The 20,728-nt window shown below is 68.9% G+C and carries 16 protein-coding genes; 15 read left to right on the top strand and 1 reads right to left on the bottom strand.

Annotation, left to right across the window (positions count from 1 at the left end; genetic code table 11):
- Positions 1–27 precede the first annotated feature (27 nt).
- The 14 genes from ACFYWS_RS07640 (at position 28) to recQ (ending at position 17,821) form a co-directional block, all read left to right on the top strand.
- Positions 28–582, top strand: a complete 555-nt coding sequence (locus ACFYWS_RS07640; protein ID WP_016640165.1) for an NADH-quinone oxidoreductase subunit B family protein — start codon at positions 28–30, stop codon at positions 580–582.
- A complete protein-coding gene (locus ACFYWS_RS07635) occupies positions 579–1,331 on the top strand; it encodes an NADH-quinone oxidoreductase subunit C (protein WP_389270817.1) in 753 nt (250 codons plus the stop codon). Before ACFYWS_RS07640 ends, ACFYWS_RS07635 begins: the two co-directional genes overlap by 4 nt.
- Positions 1,331–2,665, top strand: a complete 1,335-nt coding sequence (locus ACFYWS_RS07630; protein ID WP_389270814.1) for an NADH-quinone oxidoreductase subunit D — start codon at positions 1,331–1,333, stop codon at positions 2,663–2,665. Before ACFYWS_RS07635 ends, ACFYWS_RS07630 begins: the two co-directional genes overlap by 1 nt.
- A complete protein-coding gene (nuoE, locus tag ACFYWS_RS07625; RefSeq protein WP_389270811.1) occupies positions 2,662–3,522 on the top strand; it encodes an NADH-quinone oxidoreductase subunit NuoE in 861 nt (286 codons plus the stop codon). The genes ACFYWS_RS07630 and nuoE overlap by 4 nt, the downstream gene beginning before the upstream one ends.
- Positions 3,522–4,889 (top strand): NADH-quinone oxidoreductase subunit NuoF, encoded by a 1,368-nt coding sequence (gene nuoF / locus ACFYWS_RS07620; RefSeq protein WP_389270808.1) that lies wholly within the window; start codon positions 3,522–3,524, stop codon positions 4,887–4,889. Before nuoE ends, nuoF begins: the two co-directional genes overlap by 1 nt.
- Positions 4,886–7,411 carry an NADH-quinone oxidoreductase subunit G gene (locus ACFYWS_RS07615; RefSeq protein ID WP_389270805.1) on the top strand — a complete coding sequence of 842 codons (2,526 nt, stop codon included), beginning with the start codon at positions 4,886–4,888 and terminating at the stop codon, positions 7,409–7,411. Before nuoF ends, ACFYWS_RS07615 begins: the two co-directional genes overlap by 4 nt.
- Positions 7,408–8,781 (top strand): NADH-quinone oxidoreductase subunit NuoH, encoded by a 1,374-nt coding sequence (gene nuoH, locus ACFYWS_RS07610; RefSeq protein ID WP_389270802.1) that lies wholly within the window; start codon positions 7,408–7,410, stop codon positions 8,779–8,781. The genes ACFYWS_RS07615 and nuoH overlap by 4 nt, the downstream gene beginning before the upstream one ends.
- Positions 8,774–9,433: an NADH-quinone oxidoreductase subunit NuoI gene (gene nuoI / locus ACFYWS_RS07605; protein WP_389270799.1), complete on the top strand. Its 660-nt coding sequence runs from the start codon at positions 8,774–8,776 to the stop codon at positions 9,431–9,433. Before nuoH ends, nuoI begins: the two co-directional genes overlap by 8 nt.
- Positions 9,430–10,272, top strand: a complete 843-nt coding sequence (locus ACFYWS_RS07600) for an NADH-quinone oxidoreductase subunit J (protein ID WP_389270796.1) — start codon at positions 9,430–9,432, stop codon at positions 10,270–10,272. Before nuoI ends, ACFYWS_RS07600 begins: the two co-directional genes overlap by 4 nt.
- Positions 10,269–10,568 (top strand): NADH-quinone oxidoreductase subunit NuoK, encoded by a 300-nt coding sequence (nuoK, locus tag ACFYWS_RS07595; protein WP_389270793.1) that lies wholly within the window; start codon positions 10,269–10,271, stop codon positions 10,566–10,568. Before ACFYWS_RS07600 ends, nuoK begins: the two co-directional genes overlap by 4 nt.
- A gap of 13 nt (positions 10,569–10,581) precedes the next feature.
- Positions 10,582–12,477, top strand: a complete 1,896-nt coding sequence (nuoL, locus tag ACFYWS_RS07590; protein WP_389270790.1) for an NADH-quinone oxidoreductase subunit L — start codon at positions 10,582–10,584, stop codon at positions 12,475–12,477.
- Positions 12,478–12,482: 5 nt separating this feature from the next.
- The gene (locus ACFYWS_RS07585) at positions 12,483–14,057 is read left to right on the top strand and encodes an NADH-quinone oxidoreductase subunit M (RefSeq protein WP_389270786.1); all 1,575 of its coding nucleotides are present in this window, start codon (positions 12,483–12,485) and stop codon (positions 14,055–14,057) included.
- Positions 14,054–15,703: an NADH-quinone oxidoreductase subunit NuoN gene (gene nuoN, locus ACFYWS_RS07580; RefSeq protein ID WP_389270783.1), complete on the top strand. Its 1,650-nt coding sequence runs from the start codon at positions 14,054–14,056 to the stop codon at positions 15,701–15,703. The genes ACFYWS_RS07585 and nuoN overlap by 4 nt, the downstream gene beginning before the upstream one ends.
- A 183-nt stretch (positions 15,704–15,886) precedes the next feature.
- Positions 15,887–17,821, top strand: a complete 1,935-nt coding sequence (gene recQ, locus ACFYWS_RS07575) for a DNA helicase RecQ (protein WP_389270780.1) — start codon at positions 15,887–15,889, stop codon at positions 17,819–17,821.
- Between the two features lie 59 nt (positions 17,822–17,880).
- Here the strand turns inward: recQ and fahA are convergent, their stop codons facing one another.
- On the bottom strand, positions 17,881–19,173 hold the full coding sequence (gene fahA, locus ACFYWS_RS07570; RefSeq protein ID WP_389270777.1) for a fumarylacetoacetase: 1,293 nt from the start codon (positions 19,171–19,173) through the stop codon (positions 17,881–17,883).
- Between the two features lie 263 nt (positions 19,174–19,436).
- Between fahA and ACFYWS_RS07565 the strand changes: the two genes are divergently transcribed.
- Positions 19,437–20,705, top strand: a complete 1,269-nt coding sequence (locus tag ACFYWS_RS07565) for an ATP-grasp domain-containing protein (protein WP_389270774.1) — start codon at positions 19,437–19,439, stop codon at positions 20,703–20,705.
- Positions 20,706–20,728: the final 23 nt, after the last annotated feature.

Raw genomic sequence — 20,728 nt, 5'->3', positions numbered from 1 at the left:
ATAGGGGAGACCAGGAGCCACAGACCAATGGGACTCGAAGAAAAGCTGCCGAGCGGATTCCTGCTGACCACCGTCGAGCAGGCCGCGGGCTGGGTGCGCAAGTCGTCCGTCTTTCCCGCCACGTTCGGGCTCGCCTGCTGCGCCATCGAGATGATGACGACGGGCGCGGGCCGCTACGACCTGGCGCGGTTCGGCATGGAAGTCTTCCGCGGATCGCCACGCCAGGCGGACCTGATGATCGTGGCCGGGCGGGTGAGCCAGAAGATGGCGCCCGTCCTTCGCCAGGTCTATGACCAGATGCCGAACCCCAAGTGGGTCATCTCCATGGGCGTCTGCGCATCCTCCGGCGGGATGTTCAACAACTACGCGATCGTGCAGGGCGTCGACCATGTCGTCCCGGTCGACATCTATCTGCCCGGCTGCCCGCCCCGGCCCGAGATGCTGATGGACGCGATTCTCAAGCTCCATCAGAAGATCCAGACCTCCAAGCTCGGCGTCAACGCCGAGGAGGCGGCCCGTGAGGCGGAGGAAGCGGCGCTCAAGGCGCTCCCGACGATCGAGATGAAGGGGCTGCTGCGGTGAGCGACGCGCACAGCGACAAGGGATCGAACGGGGTCAACCCCGAAAAGGACCTCAGCGCTTCCAACCTCCCGGGGCAGCGCGGCGATCAGGGTGAGGAGATCCGCGTCCAGCGCGGCATGTTCGGCGCCAACAACGGCGGCGACACCTCCGGCTACGGCGGCCTCGTCCGCTCGATCCGGCTGCCCGGCGAATCCTCCCGGCCCTACGGCGGCTGGTTCGACGAGGTGGCGGACGAGCTGGAGGGCGCCCTGGAGGAACAGGGCCTCGTCCCCGAGAACGCCATCGACAAGACGGTCGTCGACCGCGACGAGCTCACCTTCCACATCGAGCGCGAGCACCTGGTCCGCGTCGCCCGCACCCTGCGCGACGACCCGGCCCTGCGCTTCGAACTGTGCACGGGTGTCTCGGCGGTGCACTACCCCGGGGACAAGGGCCGCGAGCTGCACGCCGTGTACCACCTGCGCTCGATCACCCACAACCGGCTGATCCGCCTCGAGGTCTCCGCGCCCGACGCGGACCCGCACATCCCGTCACTGGTCCCGGTGTACCCGACCAACGACTGGCACGAGCGCGAGGCGTACGACTTCTTCGGGCTCGTCTTCGACGGCCACCCCGCGCTGACGCGGATCATGATGCCGGACGACTGGCAGGGCTTCCCGCAGCGCAAGGACTATCCCCTCGGCGGCATCCCCGTCGAGTACAAGGGCGCCCAGATCCCGGCTCCGGACCAGCGGAGGTCGTACAGCTGATGTCTTCCACTCCTTCTGCTCCCTCCGCATCGCCGCGCGAGACCACCGAAGGCACCGTCTACACGGTCACCGGAGGTGACTGGGACGAGGTCGCCGAGGCCGCGGTCAAGTCCGACGACGAGCGCATCATCGTCAACATGGGGCCCCAACACCCGTCCACACACGGGGTGTTGCGCCTGATCCTGGAGATCGACGGCGAGACGGTCACCGAGGCCCGCTGCGGCATCGGCTACCTCCACACCGGCATCGAGAAGAACCTCGAGTACCGCACGTGGACCCAGGGCACGACGTTCGTGACGCGCATGGACTACCTCACGCCGTTCTACAACGAGACGGCGTACTGCCTCGGCGTCGAGAAGCTCCTCGGCATCGAGGACGAGATCCCGGACCGCGCCAGCATCATCCGCGTGCTCCTCATGGAGCTGAACCGGTTGTCCTCGCACCTGGTGGCCATCGCCACCGGCGGCATGGAGCTCGGCGCGACCACGATCATGATCTACGGATTCCGCGATCGTGAACTCGTTCTCGACGTCTTCGAGTTGATCACTGGCCTGCGGATGAACCACGCGTACATCCGGCCCGGCGGACTCGCCCAGGACCTGCCGCCCGGCGCGGTGGACCAGCTCCGCGAGTTCGTGAAGAAGATGAAGAAGAACCTTCCCGAGTACGACAAGCTCGCCACCGGGAACCCCATCTTCAAGGCCCGTATGCAGGACGTCGGCTACCTCGACCTCGCGGGCTGCATGGCCCTCGGCGCCACGGGCCCGGTCCTGCGCTCCGCGGGACTGCCGCACGACCTGCGCAAGGCACAGCCGTACTGCGGCTACGAGAACTACGAGTTCGACATCCCGACCGCCGACACCTGCGACTCCTACGGGCGCTTCCTGATCCGCCTGGAGGAGATGCGCCAGTCGCTGCGCATCGTCGAGCAGTGCCTGGACCGTCTGGAGCCGGGCCCGGTCATGGTCGGCGACAAGAAGATCGCCTGGCCCGCCCAACTGGCCCTCGGCCCGGACGGTCTCGGCAACTCGCTCGACCACATCAAGAACATCATGGGCACCTCCATGGAGGCCCTCATCCACCACTTCAAGCTGGTGACCGAGGGCTTCCGCGTCCCGCCGGGACAGACGTACACGGCCGTGGAGTCGCCCAAGGGCGAGCTGGGCGTGCACGCCGTGTCCGACGGCGGCACCCGCCCGTTCAGGGTCCACTACCGCGACCCGTCCTTCACCAACCTTCAGGCCATGGCGGCGATGTGCGAGGGCGGCCAGGTCGCCGACGTCATCGTCGCCGTCGCGTCCATCGACCCCGTGATGGGAGGCGTCGACCGGTGACCACCAGTTCTTCTGAGCAGGGCGTGAGTCTGGGCATGCCACAGCTGCCCGCGCCCGCGTACCCGGACGACGTCCGAACCCGCCTGGAGGCCGACGCGAAGGAGATCATTTCCCGCTACCCCGGCTCCCGCTCGGCGCTACTTCCGCTGCTGCACCTCGTGCAGTCGGAGGAGGGGCACGTCACGCGCACCGGAATGCAGTTCTGCGCGGACGTGCTCGGCCTGACCACCGCCGAGGTCACGGCCGTCGCGACCTTCTACACGATGTACCGCAGGAAGCCGAGCGGCGACTACCAAGTGGGCGTCTGCACCAACACGTTGTGCGCCGTCATGGGTGGCGACGCCATCTTCGAGTCGCTCCAGGAGCACCTCGGCGTCGGCAACAACGGCACTACGGACGACGGCAGGATCACGCTGGAGCACATCGAGTGCAACGCCGCTTGTGATTTCGCTCCCGTGGTGATGGTCAACTGGGAGTTCTTCGACAACCAGACGCCCGAGACCGCCAGGCAGCTCGTCGACGACCTGCGCACGGGCGCCGAGGTGTCACCCACGCGCGGCGCTCCCTTGTGCACCTTCAAGGAGACCGCGCGCATCCTGGCCGGGTTCCCCGACGAGCGCGCCGGTGCCGTCGAGGCCGGCGGCAGCGCGGGGCCCGCCTCACTGGTCGGACTCCGCCTGGCCAAGGGCGAGACGGAGTCCCCGCGCGTGGTCCACCCGCGCGGCGAGAACATCGAGGGCGAACCGCCCCACGACCCTTCGCCCACCGAGCACTTGAGCTCGCACGACGCGCCGCAGGACACGTCGGCCTCCGACCCGCAGCACCCAGCGGGACCGACCGCCGAGGAGGGGGAGTGATGACCTTGGCAGCAGAGATCGAGAACAACGACACCAGCCCGGAGAAGCTGCTCTCTCCGGTCCTGTCGGCCTTCTGGGACCAGGACAAGTCCTGGTCCTTGGATGTGTACCGCCGGCACGAGGGATACGAGGGGCTGCGCAAGGCCCTCGCCATGGCGCCGGACGACCTGATCGCGTATGTGAAGGACGCGGGGCTCCGCGGGCGTGGTGGCGCCGGATTCCCGACCGGGATGAAGTGGCAGTTCATCCCGCAGGGAGACGGCAAGCCGCACTATCTAGTTGTCAACGCCGACGAATCGGAGCCGGGGACCTGCAAGGACATCCCGCTCCTCTTCGCGAACCCGCACAGCCTCATCGAGGGCATCGTGATCGCCTGTTACGCGATCCGTTCCGAGCACGCGTTCATCTACTTGCGCGGTGAAGTGGTCCCCGTACTGCGGCGCTTGCACGAGGCCGTGCGCGAGGCCTACGCCGCGGGGTATCTCGGGCAGAACGTCCTGGGCAGTGGTCTCAACCTTGAACTCACCGTGCACGCCGGCGCGGGCGCGTACATCTGTGGTGAGGAGACCGCACTCCTGGACTCGCTCGAAGGCCGCCGTGGTCAGCCGCGACTCCGTCCCCCCTTCCCTGCCGTCGCGGGCCTCTACGCCTGCCCCACTGTGGTGAACAACGTCGAGTCCATCGCGTCGGTTCCCGCAATCATCAATCGGGGCAAGGACTGGTTCAAATCGATGGGGAGCGAGAAGTCGCCCGGCTTCACGCTGTACTCGCTCAGCGGCCACGTCGCGAGCCCCGGCCAGTACGAGGCCCCGCTCGGCATCACGCTGCGCCAGCTGCTCGACATGAGCGGCGGCATGCGTCCGGGCCACCGCCTCAAGTTCTGGACGCCCGGCGGCAGTTCGACCCCGATGTTCACCGAGGAACACCTCGACGTGCCCCTCGACTACGAGGGCGTCGGCGCCGCCGGATCGATGCTCGGCACCAAGGCGCTGCAGTGCTTCGATGAGACGACCTGCGTCGTGCGCGCGGTCACAAGGTGGACCGAGTTCTACGCCCACGAGTCCTGCGGCAAGTGCACACCGTGCCGTGAAGGAACGTACTGGCTCGTGCAGTTGCTCCGGGACATCGAGGCGGGCAAGGGCACGATGTCCGACCTCGACAAGCTGAACGACATCGCCGACAACATCAACGGCAAGTCGTTCTGCGCCCTCGGCGACGGCGCCGCCTCGCCGATCTTCTCCTCGCTCAAGTACTTCCGCGACGAGTACGAGCAGCACATCACGGGCAAGGCCTGCCCCTTCGACCCGGCCAGGTCCACGCTCTGGGCCGGCCGGGGCGACAAGCACCGCACGGAGGTGAACGCATGACTGTGACGCAGCATTCGACCGGCGGCTCCGCCGCGGGGCGCTCCTCCGGGGGCGGCGAGGCGGCGGTTCCGCCCGAGGACCTCGTGTCCCTGACGATCGACGGCATCGAGATCAGCGTCCCCAAGGGGACTCTGGTCATCCGGGCCGCCGAGATGCTCGGCATCGAGATCCCGCGCTTCTGCGACCACCCGCTGCTCGACCCGGCAGGCGCCTGCCGGCAGTGCATCGTTGAGGTGGAGGGCCAGCGCAAGCCGATGGCGTCCTGCACCATCACCTGCACCGACGGCATGGTGGTCAAGAGCCAGCTCTCCTCCCCGGTCGCCGAGAAGGCGCAGAAGGGGGTCATGGAGCTGCTGCTCATCAACCACCCCCTCGACTGCCCGGTCTGCGACAAGGGCGGCGAATGCCCGCTGCAGAACCAGGCCATGTCGCACGGCCAGTCCGACTCCCGCTTCGAGGGCAAGAAGCGGACCTACGAGAAGCCGGTCCCGATCTCGAAGCAGGTGCTGCTCGACCGCGAGCGGTGCGTGCTGTGCGCGCGCTGCACCCGGTTCTCCAACCAGATCGCGGGCGACCCGATGATCGAGCTGATCGAGCGCGGCGCGCTCCAGCAGGTCGGCACGGGTGAGGGCGACCCCTTCGAGTCGTACTTCTCCGGGAACACGATCCAGATCTGCCCGGTCGGCGCGCTGACCTCGGCGGCGTACCGGTTCCGCTCCCGCCCCTTCGACCTCGTGTCGTCGCCGAGCGTGTGCGAGCACTGCTCCGGCGGCTGCGCGACCCGCACCGACCACCGGCGCGGCAAGGTCATGCGTCGCCTCGCGGCCAACGACCCCGAGGTCAACGAGGAGTGGATCTGCGACAAGGGCCGCTTCGGCTTCCGCTACGCGCAGAAGCCCGACCGGCTCACCCACCCCCTCGTACGGGACGCGGAGAGCGGTGAACTGCGGCCCGCTTCCTGGCCGGAGGCGCTGGAGACCGCCGCGCGCGGGCTCGCCGCCGCCCGTGGTCGCACGGGTGTGCTCACCGGTGGCCGCCTCACCGTCGAGGACGCCTACGCGTACAGCAAGTTCGCGCGCATCGCACTCGACACGAACGACATCGATTTCCGCGCGCGCGTGCACAGCAGCGAGGAAGCCGACTTCCTGGCGGCACGTGTCGCCGGTCGAGGCCGCGACCTGGACGGCAGCGGAGTCACGTACAAGGCCCTTGAGAAGGCGCCCGCGGTCCTCCTTGTCGGGTTCGAGTCGGAGGAGGAGGCGCCCGGCGTCTTCCTCAAGCTCCGCAAGGCGTGGCGGGGACACGGACAGAAGGTCTACTCGCTCGCTACGCATGCGACGCGTGGCCTGGAGAAGGCGGGTGGCACGCTGCTGCCGGCCGCTCCCGGCACCGAGCCCGAGTGGCTCGACGCGCTCGCTTCCGGTGTCGGTCTCGAAGGTGGGGGAGCGGACGCCGCGCAGGCGCTGCGTGGCGAAGGCGCCGTGATCGTCGTCGGCGAGCGGGTCGCGGCCGTGGCGGGCGGTCTCACCGCCGCCGTACGGGCCGCGTCCGCGACCGGGGCCGAGCTGGTGTGGATCCCGCGCAGGGCCGGTGAGCGCGGCGCCGTCGAGGCGGGCGCGCTGCCGTCGCTGCTGCCGGGCGGCAGGCCCTCGACCGACCCGCGCGCGCGGGACCAGGTCGCCGCCGCCTGGGGTGTGGCCGAACTGCCGCACCGCTTCGGGCGGGACACCGGGCAGATCGTGGAGGCCGCGGCCACCGGCGAACTGCAGGCCCTTGTGGTGGCCGGGGTCGAGGTCGCCGACCTTCCCGCCCCGACACGCGCGCGTGAAGCCCTTCACGAGGTGGGTTTCCTGATCTCCCTGGAACAGCGGCCCAGCGAGGTCACCGACCACGCCGACGTCGTCCTTCCGGTGGCCGCGGTCGCCGAGAAGGCGGGCACGTTCCTCAACTGGGAGGGGCGCGCCCGGATGTTCGAGGCCGCCCTGAAGCCCGACCAGATGACGCGGCGCGTCGCGCCCACGGACGCGCGCGTGCTGCAGATGGTGGCGGACGCCATGGACGTCCACCTGGGGCTCCCCGATCTGCGCTCGCTGCGCGGAGAGTTGGACCGCCTGAGCAACTGGGACGGACCGCACGCGACCGAGCCGCTGGGGACAGCGGGCCAGCTGCCGAAGCCCTCCTCCGGAGAGGCCGTCCTCGCCGGACACCGGCTGCTGCTCGACCTGGGCCGCCTCCAGGAGGGCGACGAGGCACTCGCCGGGACCCGGCACGCCGCCCACGCGCGCGTGTCCGCCACGACCGCCGCGGAGGCGGGCGTGAAGGACGGCGACGTCCTGACGGTCACCGGGGCACTGGGCAGCGTCGCGTTCCCGCTCCAGGTCACCGAGATGCCCGACCGTGTCGTATGGCTGCCGCTCAACTCCGAGGGCGGCGGCGTCGCTTCGGACACGGGTGCCGTCCCCGGCGACCTGGTGAAGATCGGCCCGGCCGTCGCCGCCGGAGCCCCGGAGGTGCAGTCATGAACGCGCTCGCTCTGGAAGACCTCTCCATGTTCGGCCGCGACCCCTGGTGGCTCGTCGTCGTCAAGGCGGTCTTCTGCTTCGCCTTCCTGATGGTGACCGTGCTGTTCTCCATCGTGTGGGAGCGCAAGGTCGTCGCCTGGATGCAGCTGCGCATCGGCCCGAACCGGCACGGCCCCTGGGGCATGCTCCAGTCGCTCGCCGACGGCATCAAGCTGATGCTCAAGGAAGACGTGATCGTCAAGCGCGCGGACAAGGTGGTCTACGTCCTCGCGCCTGTCGTCGCCGCGATCCCCGCCTTCATGGCGATCGCCGTGATCCCGTTCGGCCCGGCGGGCAACGAGGTCTCGATCTTCGGCCAACGTACGACGATGCAGCTCACCGACCTGCCGATCGCGATGCTCTTCATCCTCGCGGTCGCCTCCGTCGGCATCTACGGCATCGTCCTCGCCGGGTGGTCGTCCGGATCCACGTATCCGCTGCTCGGCGGGCTGCGGTCCTGCGCGCAGATGATCTCGTACGAGATCGCGATGGGCGCCGCGTTCGCCTCGGTGTTCCTCTACTCGGGCTCGATGTCGACCTCGGAGATCGTCGCCCAGCAGCACGACCGCTGGTACATCGTCCTGCTTCCGGTGTCGTTCCTGATCTACATCGTGACGATGGTCGGCGAGACCAACCGCGCACCGTTCGACATGCCGGAGTCCGAGGGCGACCTCGTCGGCGGCTTCAACACCGAGTACTCGTCCATCAAGTTCGCGATGTTCATGCTCGCCGAGTACGTGAACATGGTGACGGTCTCGGCGGTGTCCGTGACGCTCTTCCTGGGCGGCTGGCGCGCACCCTGGCCCGTCTCCACGTTCTGGGAGGGCGCGAACCACGGCTGGTGGCCGATGCTCTGGTTCGTCATCAAGGTCCAGCTACTGCTGTTCTTCTTCATCTGGCTGCGCGGCACGCTGCCACGCGTGCGCTACGACCAGCTGATGAAGCTCGGCTGGAAGGTCCTCATCCCGGCCTCCGTGGTGTGGCTGATGCTGGTGGCGACCGTGCGGACGCTGCGCAACGAGAACTACGACTTCGCCTCCATCGCCCTGTACGTCGGCGCCGCGATCCTTGTGGTCCTGATCCTGTCGTTCGTCGTGGACATCTTCCGCGACCGAGGGGCCAAGCAGCGCGAGGCCGCCGAAGAGCCCGCCGCCTTCGACCCGATGGCGGGCGGATTCCCCGTGCCACCGCTGCCAGGACAGACCCCACCGCCCGTGCCGCGCAGGCCCTCCCGTCGGCAGCGGGAGTTGATTGTCAGTGGTGGCCCCGATACTGCGAGTGACGAGTCACTTGGCGCAGCGCGAGAAGGAAAGGAGGCGTCCGATGGCTGAAGAGACCGACTCCGGCCAGCAGAAGGACACCGAGCCGGGGTTCCAGAACCCCGTCGCCGGCTTCGGTGTGACCTTCAAGGCCATGTTCAAGAAGCGGCTGACCGAGCAGTACCCGGAGCAACCGAAGACCACTGCTCCCCGCTTCCACGGCAGGCACCAGCTCAACCGCCATCCGGACGGCCTGGAGAAGTGCATCGGCTGCGAGTTGTGCGCCTGGGCCTGCCCGGCGGACGCGATCTACGTGGAGGGCGCGGACAACACCGAAGAGGAGCGCTACTCGCCGGGTGAGCGCTACGGCCGCGTCTACCAGATCAACTACGCCCGCTGCATTCTGTGCGGACTGTGCATCGAGGCGTGCCCCACGCGCGCGCTGACGATGACGAACGAGTTCGAGCTGGCCGACAGCAGCCGCGCCAACCTCATCTACACCAAGGAGCAGCTGCTCGCCGGGCTCGACGAGGGCATGGTCGAGAGCCCGCACTCGATCTTCCCCGGCACGGACGAGCAGGACTACTACCGGGGTCTCGTCACCGAAGCGGCGCCCGGCACGGAGCGCCAAGTGGCCGTCTCCAAGGGCGAGAAGCCCTCTGATGAAGCCCCTGAGGAAGTCTCTGAGGAAGCCTCTGAGAAGGCGGCGGGGGTGGACGTATGAGCGCGCAGCTCGCCTCGGTGGCCACGCTCGCCGCGAGCACCTCCACCGGTGAGGCCTTCCAGTTCTGGATCCTCGGCACGGTCGCCGTCATCGGCGCCCTGTCCACGATCCTGATGAAGAAGGCCGTGCACAGTGCCCTGTGCCTGGCCGGCACCATGATCATTCTGGCGATCTTCTACCTGGCCAACGGGGCGTACTTCCTCGGCATCGTGCAGATCGTCGTCTACACGGGCGCGATCATGATGCTGTTCCTCTTCGTGGTGATGCTCGTCGGCGTCACCGCGGCCGACTCCCTGACGGAGACCATCAAGGGGCAGCGCTGGCTCGCCGCCCTGTGCGGGCTCGGCTTCGGGGTGCTGCTGATCGCGGGGATCGGCCAGGCGTCGCTGACGCAGTTCAACGGACTCGGCAAGGCGAACGCCGGGGGGAACGTGGAGGGCCTGGCGGCCCTCATCTTCACCAAGTACGTCTTCGCCTTCGAGATCACCGGCGCCCTGCTGATCACGGCCACCGTCGGCGCGATGGTGCTCACGCACCGCGAGCGCACCGAACGGGCCAAGACGCAGCGCGAGTTGGCCGAGGAGCGGGTGCGCGAGGGCAAGCACCTCCCGCCGCTGCCCGCCCCGGGTGTCTACGCCCGGCACAACGCGGTGGACATCGCAGGCCTGCTGCCCGACGGCTCCCCCTCGGAGCTCACGGTCATGCAGACGCTGCGCGAGCGCGGTCAGATCCGGGATGTCTCCGGTGAGGCGATGAGCGATCTGAAGGCTCTGGAGCAGCGGTCGTCCGACCGCCTGGAGCGCTCGGATCGCGACCGGGCCGAGGAGGCGTCGAAGTGAATCCGGTCAACTACCTGTATCTCGCCGCCCTGTTGTTCACGGTCGGCGCCACCGGCGTGCTCATCAGGCGGAACGCGATCGTCGTGTTCATGTGCATCGAGCTGATGCTGAACGCGTGCAACCTCGCGTTCGTCGCGTTCTCCCGCATGCACGGCAATCTCGATGGCCAGATCATCGCGTTCTTCACGATGGTCGTCGCCGCCGCCGAGGTCGTGGTGGGGCTCGCGATCATCGTGTCGCTGTTCCGTTCCCGCCACTCGGCCTCGGTCGACGACGCCAGCCTGATGAAGCTGTAAGGGGTCGTAACCAGTGGAGAATCTCATTGCGCTGCTGGTAGCGGCGCCACTGCTCGGAGCGGCCGTACTGCTGTGCGGCGGGCGGGCGTTGGACCGGGTGGGTCATCTGCTCGGCACGCTGCTCGCGGCCGTCTCCTTCGTGATCGCCGTCGTGCTCTTCACCGACATGCTCGGCATGGGTCCGGAGGACCGCACGCTCAGCCAGCACCTGTTCAGCTGGATCCCCGTCGAGGGTTTCCAGGCGGACGTCGCCTTCCAGCTGGACCAGCTGTCGATGACGTTCGTCCTGCTGATCTCCGGTGTGGGCACGCTGATCCACCTGTACTCGATCGGCTACATGGAGCACGACGAGCGGCGCCGCCGCTTCTTCGGCTACCTGAACCTGTTCGTCGCCGCGATGCTCCTCCTGGTCATCGCCGACAACTACCTGCTCCTGTATGTCGGCTGGGAGGGCGTGGGCCTCGCCTCGTACCTGCTGATCGGCTTCTGGCAGCACAAGCCGAGCGCGGCCACCGCCGCGAAGAAGGCGTTCCTGGTCAACCGGGTCGGCGACATGGGCCTGGCGATCGCGATCATGCTGATGTTCACGACGTTCGGGACCTTCGCCTTCGGCGATGTCCTGGGCAGCGTCGGTGACACCAGCGAGGGCAAGCTCACCGCCATCGGCCTGGTGCTGCTGCTCGCCGCGTGCGGCAAGTCGGCCCAGGTGCCGCTGCAGTCCTGGCTCGGGGACGCGATGGAGGGCCCGACCCCGGTCTCGGCCCTCATCCACGCCGCGACCATGGTGACCGCGGGCGTCTACCTGATCGTCCGCTCCGGCGCGATCTTCAACGGGGCGCCGGACGCGCAGCTCGTCGTGACCATCGTCGGCGCGGTCACGCTGCTGTTCGGTGCGATCGTCGGTTGTGCGAAGGACGACATCAAGAAGGCGCTCGCCGGCTCGACGATGTCGCAGATCGGCTACATGATCCTCGCCGCGGGCCTCGGCCCCATCGGCTACGTCTTCGCGATCATGCACCTGGTCACGCACGGCTTCTTCAAGGCGGGCCTGTTCCTCGGCGCCGGTTCGGTCATGCACGGCATGAACGACGAGGTCGACATGAGGAAGTTCGGCGGACTGCGGAAGTACATGCCGGTCACCTTCGTGACGTTCGGGCTCGGGTATCTGGCGATCATCGGTTTCCCCGGCCTGTCCGGCTTCTTCTCCAAGGACAAGATCATCGAGGCGGCGTTCGCCAAGGGCGGCACCGAGGGCTGGATCCTCGGCTCCGTCGCCCTGCTCGGCGCGGCGATCACCGCGTTCTACATGACCCGCGTGATGATCATGACCTTCTTCGGCGAGAAGCGCTGGCAGCCGGACGCGCAGGGCCATGAGCCGCACCCGCACGAGTCCCCGTCCTCCATGACGATCCCGATGATCGTGCTCGCGGTCGGCTCGGTCTTCGCCGGTGGCTTCTTCTCCATCGGCGACCGCTTCCTGCACTGGCTGGAGCCCGTCACCGGGCACGACCACGGGCACGCGCCCATCAGCGCGGGTGTGGTCACCGGAGCCACCATGGTGTGCCTGGTGATCGGTGTGGGTCTCGCCTGGGTCCAGTACGGGCGCCGAGAGGTTCCCGTCGTCGCCCCGCGCGGTTCGCTGCTCACCCGCGCCGCACGGCGTGACCTGCTCCAGGACGACTTCAACCACGTCGTTCTGGTGCGCGGCGGCGAGCACCTGACGCGCTCCCTCGTATACGTCGACCACACCTTGGTCGACGGGGTGGTCAACGGGACGGCGGCCTCGGTCGGCGGCCTCTCCGGTCGGCTGCGCAAACTCCAGAACGGCTACGTGCGCTCGTACGCCGTCTCGATGTTCGGCGGCGCGGCGGTCATCGCCGCAGTGACCCTGCTGATGAGGGCGGTCTGATACCGATGTCTTTTCCCTTGCTGACAGCGACGGCGGTACTGCCGGCCGTGGGCGCGATCGCCACGGCCGCCGTGCCGGCGAAGCAGCGCACCGCGGCCAAGTGGCTCGCGCTGTTGTTCTCACTCGCCACCCTGGTGCTCGCGGCGGTGGTCGCGGTCCGCTTCGACCCGGGCGGCGGACGCTTCCAGCTCACCGAATCCCACGCGTGGATCGCCGACTTCGGGGTCCGCTACGAGGTGGGCGTGGACGGCATCGGGGTGGCGCTCATCGCGCTGACCGCGCTGCTGATCCCGTTCGTGATCCTCGCCGGGTGGCACGACGCCGACCCGCAGGAGACCGGCAACACGCGGTGGCGGCCGACGCAGGGCTTCTTCGCCCTGATCCTCCTGGTCGAGGCGATGGTGATCATCTCCTTCGCGGCCACGGACGTCTTCGTCTTCTACATCTTCTTCGAAGCCATGCTCATCCCGATGTACTTCCTCATCGGCGGCTTCGGGGACCGGGCCGGCCCGCACGGCGAGAAGGAGGCCGCGACCCAACGCTCGTACGCGGCCGTCAAGTTCCTCCTCTACAACCTGGTCGGCGGCCTCATCATGCTGGCGGCCGTCATCGGCCTCTACGTAGTGGCGGGGACCTTCTCGCTCTCGGAGATCGCGGAAGCCCGCGCGAGCGGCTCGCTCGACATGGCGACCAACACCGAGCGCCTGCTCTTCCTGGGCTTCTTCTTCGCCTTCGCGGTGAAGGCCCCGCTGTGGCCGCTGCACACCTGGCTGCCGAACGCGATGGGGGAGGCCACCACCCCGGTCGCCGTACTCATCACGGCAGTTGTCGACAAGGTCGGCACGTTCGCGATGCTCCGCTTCTGCCTCCAGCTCTTCCCGGAGGCGAGCAAGTGGGCGACGCCGGTGATCCTGGTGCTCGCCCTGATCAGCATCGTCTACGGCGCGCTGCTCGCGGTCGGCCAGCGCGACATCAAGCGACTGATCGCCTACGCGTCGATCTCGCACTTCGGCTTCATCATCATGGGCATCTTCGCGATGACCAGCCAGGGCCAGTCCGGCGCGACGCTCTACATGGTCAACCACGGGATCTCGACGGCGGCGCTGATGCTGGTCGCCGGGTTCCTGATCTCGCGGCGCGGCTCGCGGCTCATCGCGGACTACGGAGGCGTCCAGAAGGTCGCCCCGGTGCTCGCCGGCACGTTCCTGATCGGCGGCCTGGCGACGCTCTCGCTGCCGGGCCTCGCGCCCTTCGTGAGCGAATTCCTGGTCCTGGTCGGCACGTTCACGCGCTACCCGGTGATCGGCATCATCGCCACCTTCGGCATCGTGCTCGCCGCGCTCTACACGCTGGTCCTCTACCAGCGCACCATGACGGGCCCGGTGAAGCCGTCGACCGAGGGCATCGCGGATCTGCGAGTGCGTGAGCTCGCGGTCGTGGTCCCGCTGATCGGCGTACTGATCTTCCTGGGCGTCTACCCGAAGCCGCTCACCGAGCTGGTGAACCCGGCGGTCAAGCACACCCTGTCCGACGTCCACAAGAAGGACCCGAAGCCGGAAGTGGAGGCGGCTCACAAGTGACTACGTCAGCCGTCCACAGTCTGTGGACAACTGCGGCGGACCCGATCTCCAAGATCGACGCACCGAAGATCGAGTACGCGCAATTGTCGCCGACCTTGATCGTCATCGGTGCCGCCGTCGTGGGGATCCTGGTCGAGGCCCTGGTGCCGCGCCGCTCCCGCTACTACGTGCAGGTGTTCCTCGCCGTCGTCGCGCTCGCGGCCGCCTTCGCGGCGGTCGTGGGGCTCGCGGCCGGCGGGTACGGGACGACGAAGGCGCACATCGCGGCCATGGGCGCGATCGCCGTCGACGGCCCGGCGCTGTTCCTCCAAGGGGTCATCCTGCTGTCCGGCCTCGTCGCGATCTTCACGTTCGCCGAGCGCCGGCTCGACCCGGAGGCGCACGGAAACCGCGTCGACTCGTTCGCCGCGCAGGCCGCGTCCGTGCCGGGCAGCGACAGCGAGAAGGCGGCCATAAAGGCCGGGTTCACCACTACCGAGGTGTTCCCGCTGGCGCTCTTCGCGATCGGCGGAATGCTGGTCTTCCCCTCGGCGAACGACCTGCTGACGCTGTTCATCGCCCTGGAAGTCTTCTCGCTCCCGCTGTACCTGCTCTGCGCCGTGGCCCGCCGCAAGCGGCTCATGTCGCAGGAGGCCGCGGTCAAGTACTTCCTGCTCGGCGCCTTCGCGTCCGCCTTCACCCTGTTCGGCATCGCGCTCCTGTACGGCTACGCGGGCTCGGTCTCGTACGCCACGATCGCGAGCGTCGTCGACGGCTCGATCCAGAACGTGGACCCGGCCCTCGCCGACACCATGGGCAACGACGCGCTGTTGCTCATCGGCATGGCGCTGGTCGGCATGGGCCTGCTGTTCAAGGTCGGCGCCGTCCCGTTCCACATGTGGACGCCGGACGTGTATCAGGGCGCGCCGACGCCGGTGACCGGGTTCATGGCGGCGGCCACGAAGGTCGCGGCCTTCGGGGCGCTGCTGCGTCTGCTGTACGTCGTCCTGCCGGGCATGCGCTGGGACTGGCGTCCTGTCATGTGGGCCATCGCCATCGTCACGATGCTCGGCGGTGCGATCGTCGCGGTCACGCAGACCGACATCAAGCGGCTCCTCGCGTACTCCTCGATCGCGCACGCCGGCTTCATCCTGGCCGGTGTCATCGCGACGACGCCCGACGGGGTCTCGTCCGTCCTGTTCTACCTGGCCGCGTACTCCTTCGTGACCATCGGTGCCTTCGCCGTGGTGACGCTGGTGCGCGACGCGGGAGGCGAGGCGACGCACCTGTCGAAGTGGGCGGGGCTCGGGCGCAGATCCCCACTGGTGGCAGCGGTCTTTGCCGTCTTCCTGCTGGCGTTCGCGGGCATTCCGCTCACTTCTGGGTTCGCGGGCAAGTTCGCCGTGTTCAAGGCGGCGGCCGAGGGCGGCGCGGGCGTTCTCGTCGTGGTCGGTGTCGTGTCCTCGGCGATCGCCGCGTTCTTCTACATCCGCGTCATCGTCCTCATGTTCTTCAGTGAGCCGAAGGCGGACGGCCCGACCGTGGCCGTGCCGTCGCCGCTGACCATGACGACGATCGGGGTGGGCGTCGCGGTCACGGTCGTGCTGGGGGTCGCGCCGCAGTACTTCCTGGATCTGGCGGGCCAGGCCGGGGTGTTCGTGAGGTAGCGGCAACGCCGCCGTCGCGCGTGGTGGAGGCCCGGCCCGATGAGGGCCGGGCCTCCATTTGCGTGCGGAGAACCCCCAGCCTGTGGATAACTTTCCGGAGTGTCAGTCCGGACCCCTATCGTTACTGGAGAAGTCGAGACGAGCTGGACGCACGGGGGCAGGGCGATGGACGGGACACAGGGTATGAGCGAGGTGACCGGGAGCGAGGCGCTAGCCACGCTCCACCGGGTCTTCGGGTACGACGCCTTCCGCGGTGAGCAGGAAGCGATCATCGAGCACGTGGTGGGCGGCGGGGACGCTGTCGTACTCATGCCGACCGGCGGCGGAAAGTCGCTCTGCTACCAGATTCCGGCGCTGGTCAGAGCCGGTACGGGGATCGTCGTCTCGCCGCTGATCGCGCTGATGCAGGACCAGGTGGACGCGCTGCGGGCGCTCGGGGTGCGCGCCGGGTTCATGAACTCGACGCAGGACTTCGAGGAGCGCCGCCTCGTGGAGGCCGAGTTCCTCGCGGGCGAGCTCGACCTGCTCTATCTGGCGCCTGAGCGGCTGCGCCTCGACTCCACGCTCGGGCTGCTGTCGCGCGGCAAGGTCTCCCTCTTCGCGATCGACGAGGCGCACTGTGTCGCGCAGTGGGGCCACGACTTCCGCCCCGACTATCTGACCCTGTCCGTGCTCGGCCAGAACTGGCCCGACGTGCCGCGCATCGCCCTGACCGCGACGGCGACGCACGCCACGCACCAGGAGATCACCCAGCGCCTCGGCATGCCGGACGCCAAGCACTTCGTGGCGAGCTTCGACCGGCCCAACATCCAGTACCGGATCGTCGGCAAGGCCGACCCGAAGAAGCAGCTGCTCGGCTTCCTCAAGCAGGAGCACGAGGGCGACGCGGGCATCGTCTACTGCCTGTCCCGCAAGTCCGTGGAGGCGACGGCCGAGTTCCTCAGCCGCAATGGGATCGAGGCCGTTCCGTACCACGCGGGCCTGGATGCGGGGACGCGTGCGAGGCACCAGTCGCGGTTCCTGCGGGAGGAGGGCCTCGTCGTCTGCGCGACCATCGCGTTCGGCATGGGCATCGACAAGCCGGACGTACGGTTCGTCGCCCACCTCGACCTGCCGAAGTCCGTCGAGGGCTACTACCAGGAGACTGGCCGCGCCGGGCGTGACGGCATGCCGTCGACGGCATGGATGGCGTACGGGCTGCAGGACGTGGTCCAGCAGCGGAAGCTGATCAACATGGGGGAGGGGGACGAGGCGTTCCGGCGCCGCGCCTCCGCCCACCTCGACTCGATGCTGGCACTGTGCGAGACGGCGCAGTGCCGCCGGGCCCAGCTGCTCACGTACTTCGGGCAGGAGGGCGCCGCATCGTCCTGCGGCAACTGCGACACGTGCCTGTCGCCGCCCGAGACGTGGGACGGGACGGTCGCCGCGCAGAAGATCCTGTCGACCGTGGTGCGCCTGGAGAGAGAGCGGCGGCAGAAGTTCGGCGCGGGCCAGGTCATCGACATCCTGCTGGGCAAGCGCAGCGCCAAGGTCATCCAGTTCGACCACGACCAGCTCTCCGTCTTCGGTATCGGAGAAGAGCTGGCCGAGGCCGAATGGCGGGGCGTGGTGCGGCAGTTGCTGGCGCAGGGCCTCATCGCGGTCGAGGGCGAGTACGGGACGCTGGTGCTCACCGAGGAGAGCGGCACCGTGCTGGGGCGGCAGCGGGAGGTGCGGCTGCGCAAGGAGCCGAAGCCGGCGCCGCGTGCGGCGGTGGCCCGTGATCGCAAGGCGAAGTCGCCCGCGGTGGAGCTGCCGGCGGAGGTGGCGCCGGTCTTCGAGGCGCTGCGGGCCTGGCGCGGGGCGCAGGCGAAGGAGCACGGGGTGCCAGCGTACGTCATCTTCCAGAATGCGACGCTCAGCGAGATCGCGCTGCAACAGCCCACGTCGCTGGGGCAGTTGGGCACGATCGGCGGGGTCGGGGAGAAGAAGCTGGCGACGTGGGGGGAAGGAGTGCTGGGGGTTTTGGCGGGTCTCAGGGGTGACGCGGCGTCGCAGGGCGGCGAGTCCTGGCCCGACTATGTGGGCCAGGAGCCGCCGCCGGAGGATGAGTCGGTGCCGGAGGATGTGGACTGGTAGCACGGGGTGGGCGTCTCGGGGCTCCGCCCCGGACCCCGCTGCTCAAGCGCCGCAGGGGCTCAAAACGCCGTAGGCGCGATGCGGCCTGTGACCTCGCCCAAGTGGACTCTCGCTCCGTTCGGGCCGGGGGCCCAGGCCGAGAGGGTGACCACGTCGCCGTCCTCCAGGAAGCCGCGCTTGCCGTCGGGGAGGTCCAGCGGCTGCTGACCGTTCCAGGTCATCTCGATCAGGGAGCCGCGTTCGTTGTCCTGCGTGCCGCTGACCGTGCCTGAGCCGTAGAGGTCGCCGGTGCGCAGGGAGGCGCCGTTGACCGTCATATGGGCGAGCATCTGGGCGCCTGTCCAGTACATACCGGAGAAGGGGGGTTCGGAGATGACCTGGCCGTTGAGGGTGACCGTGATACGCAGGTCGTAGCCGGCCGGGTCGGCGGCCGCCTCGGGGCCGCTGTCGTCCAGGTACGGCAGCAGCGGCACCGTCCGCTCCGGCGGGCCCACGCGGGCCGTGTCCAGGGCCTCCACCGGGGTGATCCACGCGGAGATCGACGTCGCGAACGACTTGCCGAGGTGCGGGCCGAGCGGCACCGTCTCCCAGTTCTGGATGTCGCGCGCCGACCAGTCGTTGAGGAGGCAGAGGCCGAAGACGTGGTCCCGGTAGGAGGAGAGCGGGACCGGTGTGCCCTGCCGCGACGGGACGCCGACCACGTAGCCGACCTCCGTCTCGATGTCGAGGCGGACGGACGGGCCGAAGACGGGGGCCGGGTCGGTCGGGGCCTTGCGCTGGCCCGAGGGACGCACGACGTCCGTGCCGGAGACGACGACCGTGCCGGAGCGGCCGTGGTAACCGACCGGCAGGTGCTTCCAGTTGGGCTTCAGGGGCTCCTCGTCGGGGCGGAAGAGGCGCCCGAGGTTGGAGGCGTGGTTCTCGGACGCGTAGAAGTCGACATAGTCCGCGACCTCGAACGGCAGGTGCAGGGTGACCGAGGAGAGGGGGTGCAGGAAGGGGCGCACGGCCTCGCGGTGGGACGGGACTGTGACCCAGGCCGTCAGGGCGCGGCGCACGTCCGACCAGGTCGTACGGCCGGCCGCCAGCAGGGAGTTGAGGCTCGGGCGGGCCAGGACCGTGACGTACGGGGAGCCGAGGGCCGCGGCGGCGGCGCCCGCGTCCAGGACGTGGTCCCCTATGCGGACGCCCACGGAGCGTTCGCCGGCCCCCGAGGCGTCGTCGGTGAGGGAGAAGACTCCGTACGGAAGGTTGTGCGGGCCGAAGGGGTGGCCTTCGGGAAGGTCGAGTGGGTCGAGACGGTCGAGCGGGGTGTGCTCGGACGCGGACTCGGAGGTGGCTGCGGGTGCCATGCCTGCGGGCCTCACTTTCCATTCGGGTGTGCCACACGTTACGGGGGAGGTGCCGGTTTGCGGCAGTGCCTAAAGAGTTCGCAATGTCCGAATGACCCGTTGATGGAGTGATGGGTTCCGGCTTAGCGTCATTGTCCGGTGGGCACGGACGGGGCTGGAGCCCGTATTCAAGGTCCGGGTCCAAGGGGGGACACGTGGGGGGACCCGTGGCCGGGAGTACCGGGAGTGCCAGCAGTGCGGGAAGCGCTGGAAGTGCTGGGAGTGTGCCGTTCGCCGTGGACTGTGAAGTCCCGGGCCTGATCGTCAAGTTCGGCGACTACCCGCTGCACCACGGAGGGGTGGGCGCGATCCGCAGCCTGGGGCGTCTCGGCGTGCCGATGTACGCGATCACCGAGGACCGGTACACGCCCGCGGCGGCCTCGCGCTATCTGCGCCGCGCCTTCCCCTGGCGTACGACGGGGACGGAGGAGCCGGAGCGGCTGGTCGACGGTCTGCTGCGCGTCGCCCGCCGGATCGGCCGGCCGACGGTGCTGATCCCGACGGACGAGGAGGCGGCGGTCCTCATCGCCGAGCACCAGGACCCGCTCGCCGCCGCGGGCCTGCTCTTCCCGCGCGTGGAGGGGGAGTTGCCGCGCCGCCTCGCGAGCAAGCAGGGCCTGCACGAACTGTGCGTGGAGCACGGTGTCCCGTCGCCGACGGCCGCGTTCCCGGCGTCGTACGCGGACATCGAGGAGTTCGCGGTGCGGGCGCGGTTTCCGGTCGTGGCGAAGAACCGGGAGGCGTTCACGCGGCGCTCGCGGCCCGCCGTCAACGGGACCACGAAGATCGAGACGCCGGAGGGGCTGCGCCAACTCGCCCTCGACTGGGGCGAGAAGCCCGGTGTGATCCTCCAGGAGTATCTGCCGCGCGAGGACGCCGAGGACTGGATCGTGCACGCGTACTTCGACCAGTACTCCACGCCGCTCGCGATGTTCACCGGGGTCAAGGTCCGCTCCTGGCCGCCGCACGCGGGCATGACGGCGAACGCGTATGTCGTCGACAATCCGGAACTCGCGGACGTCGCCGCACGTTTCATCAAACAGATCGGCTTCACCGGAATCATCGACCTCGACCTGCGCTTCGACCGGCGCGACGGACAGTACAAGCTGCTCGACTTCAATCCGCGGACGGGCGCCCAGTTCCGCCTCTTCGAGAACGAGGCGGGCGTCGACGTCGTCCGTGCCATGCACCTCGCACTCACCGGCCGCACCGTTCCGGAGGGGGAACAGCGGGCGGGACACCGCTACGTCGTCGAGAACATCGACCTGCCGGCCCTGCTGGCGTACCGGCGCAGCGGCTATACGACCCCGCACGCCCCGTCCCGCGCGAGCGGCACGGAGCTGGCGTGGTGGGCGGCCGACGATCCGCGGCCGTTCTTCACGATGCTCGCCCGGTTCGTACGGCCGGGGGTCAAGCATCTCTATCAGCTGTGGCGGGCCAATCGCCGTGGCAGCAGCACCGGTTCGGGCGGCGGACGCGGCGGCCGGACCTGACGGAAGCAAGCGGAGTAGTGACG

The sequence above is a fragment of the Streptomyces sp. NPDC002795 genome, from assembly GCF_042888725.1.
GTDB lineage: Bacteria > Actinomycetota > Actinomycetes > Streptomycetales > Streptomycetaceae > Streptomyces.
The sequence above is the reverse complement of the archived record's forward strand: the minus strand, read 5'-3'. Positions and strand labels throughout refer to the sequence as shown.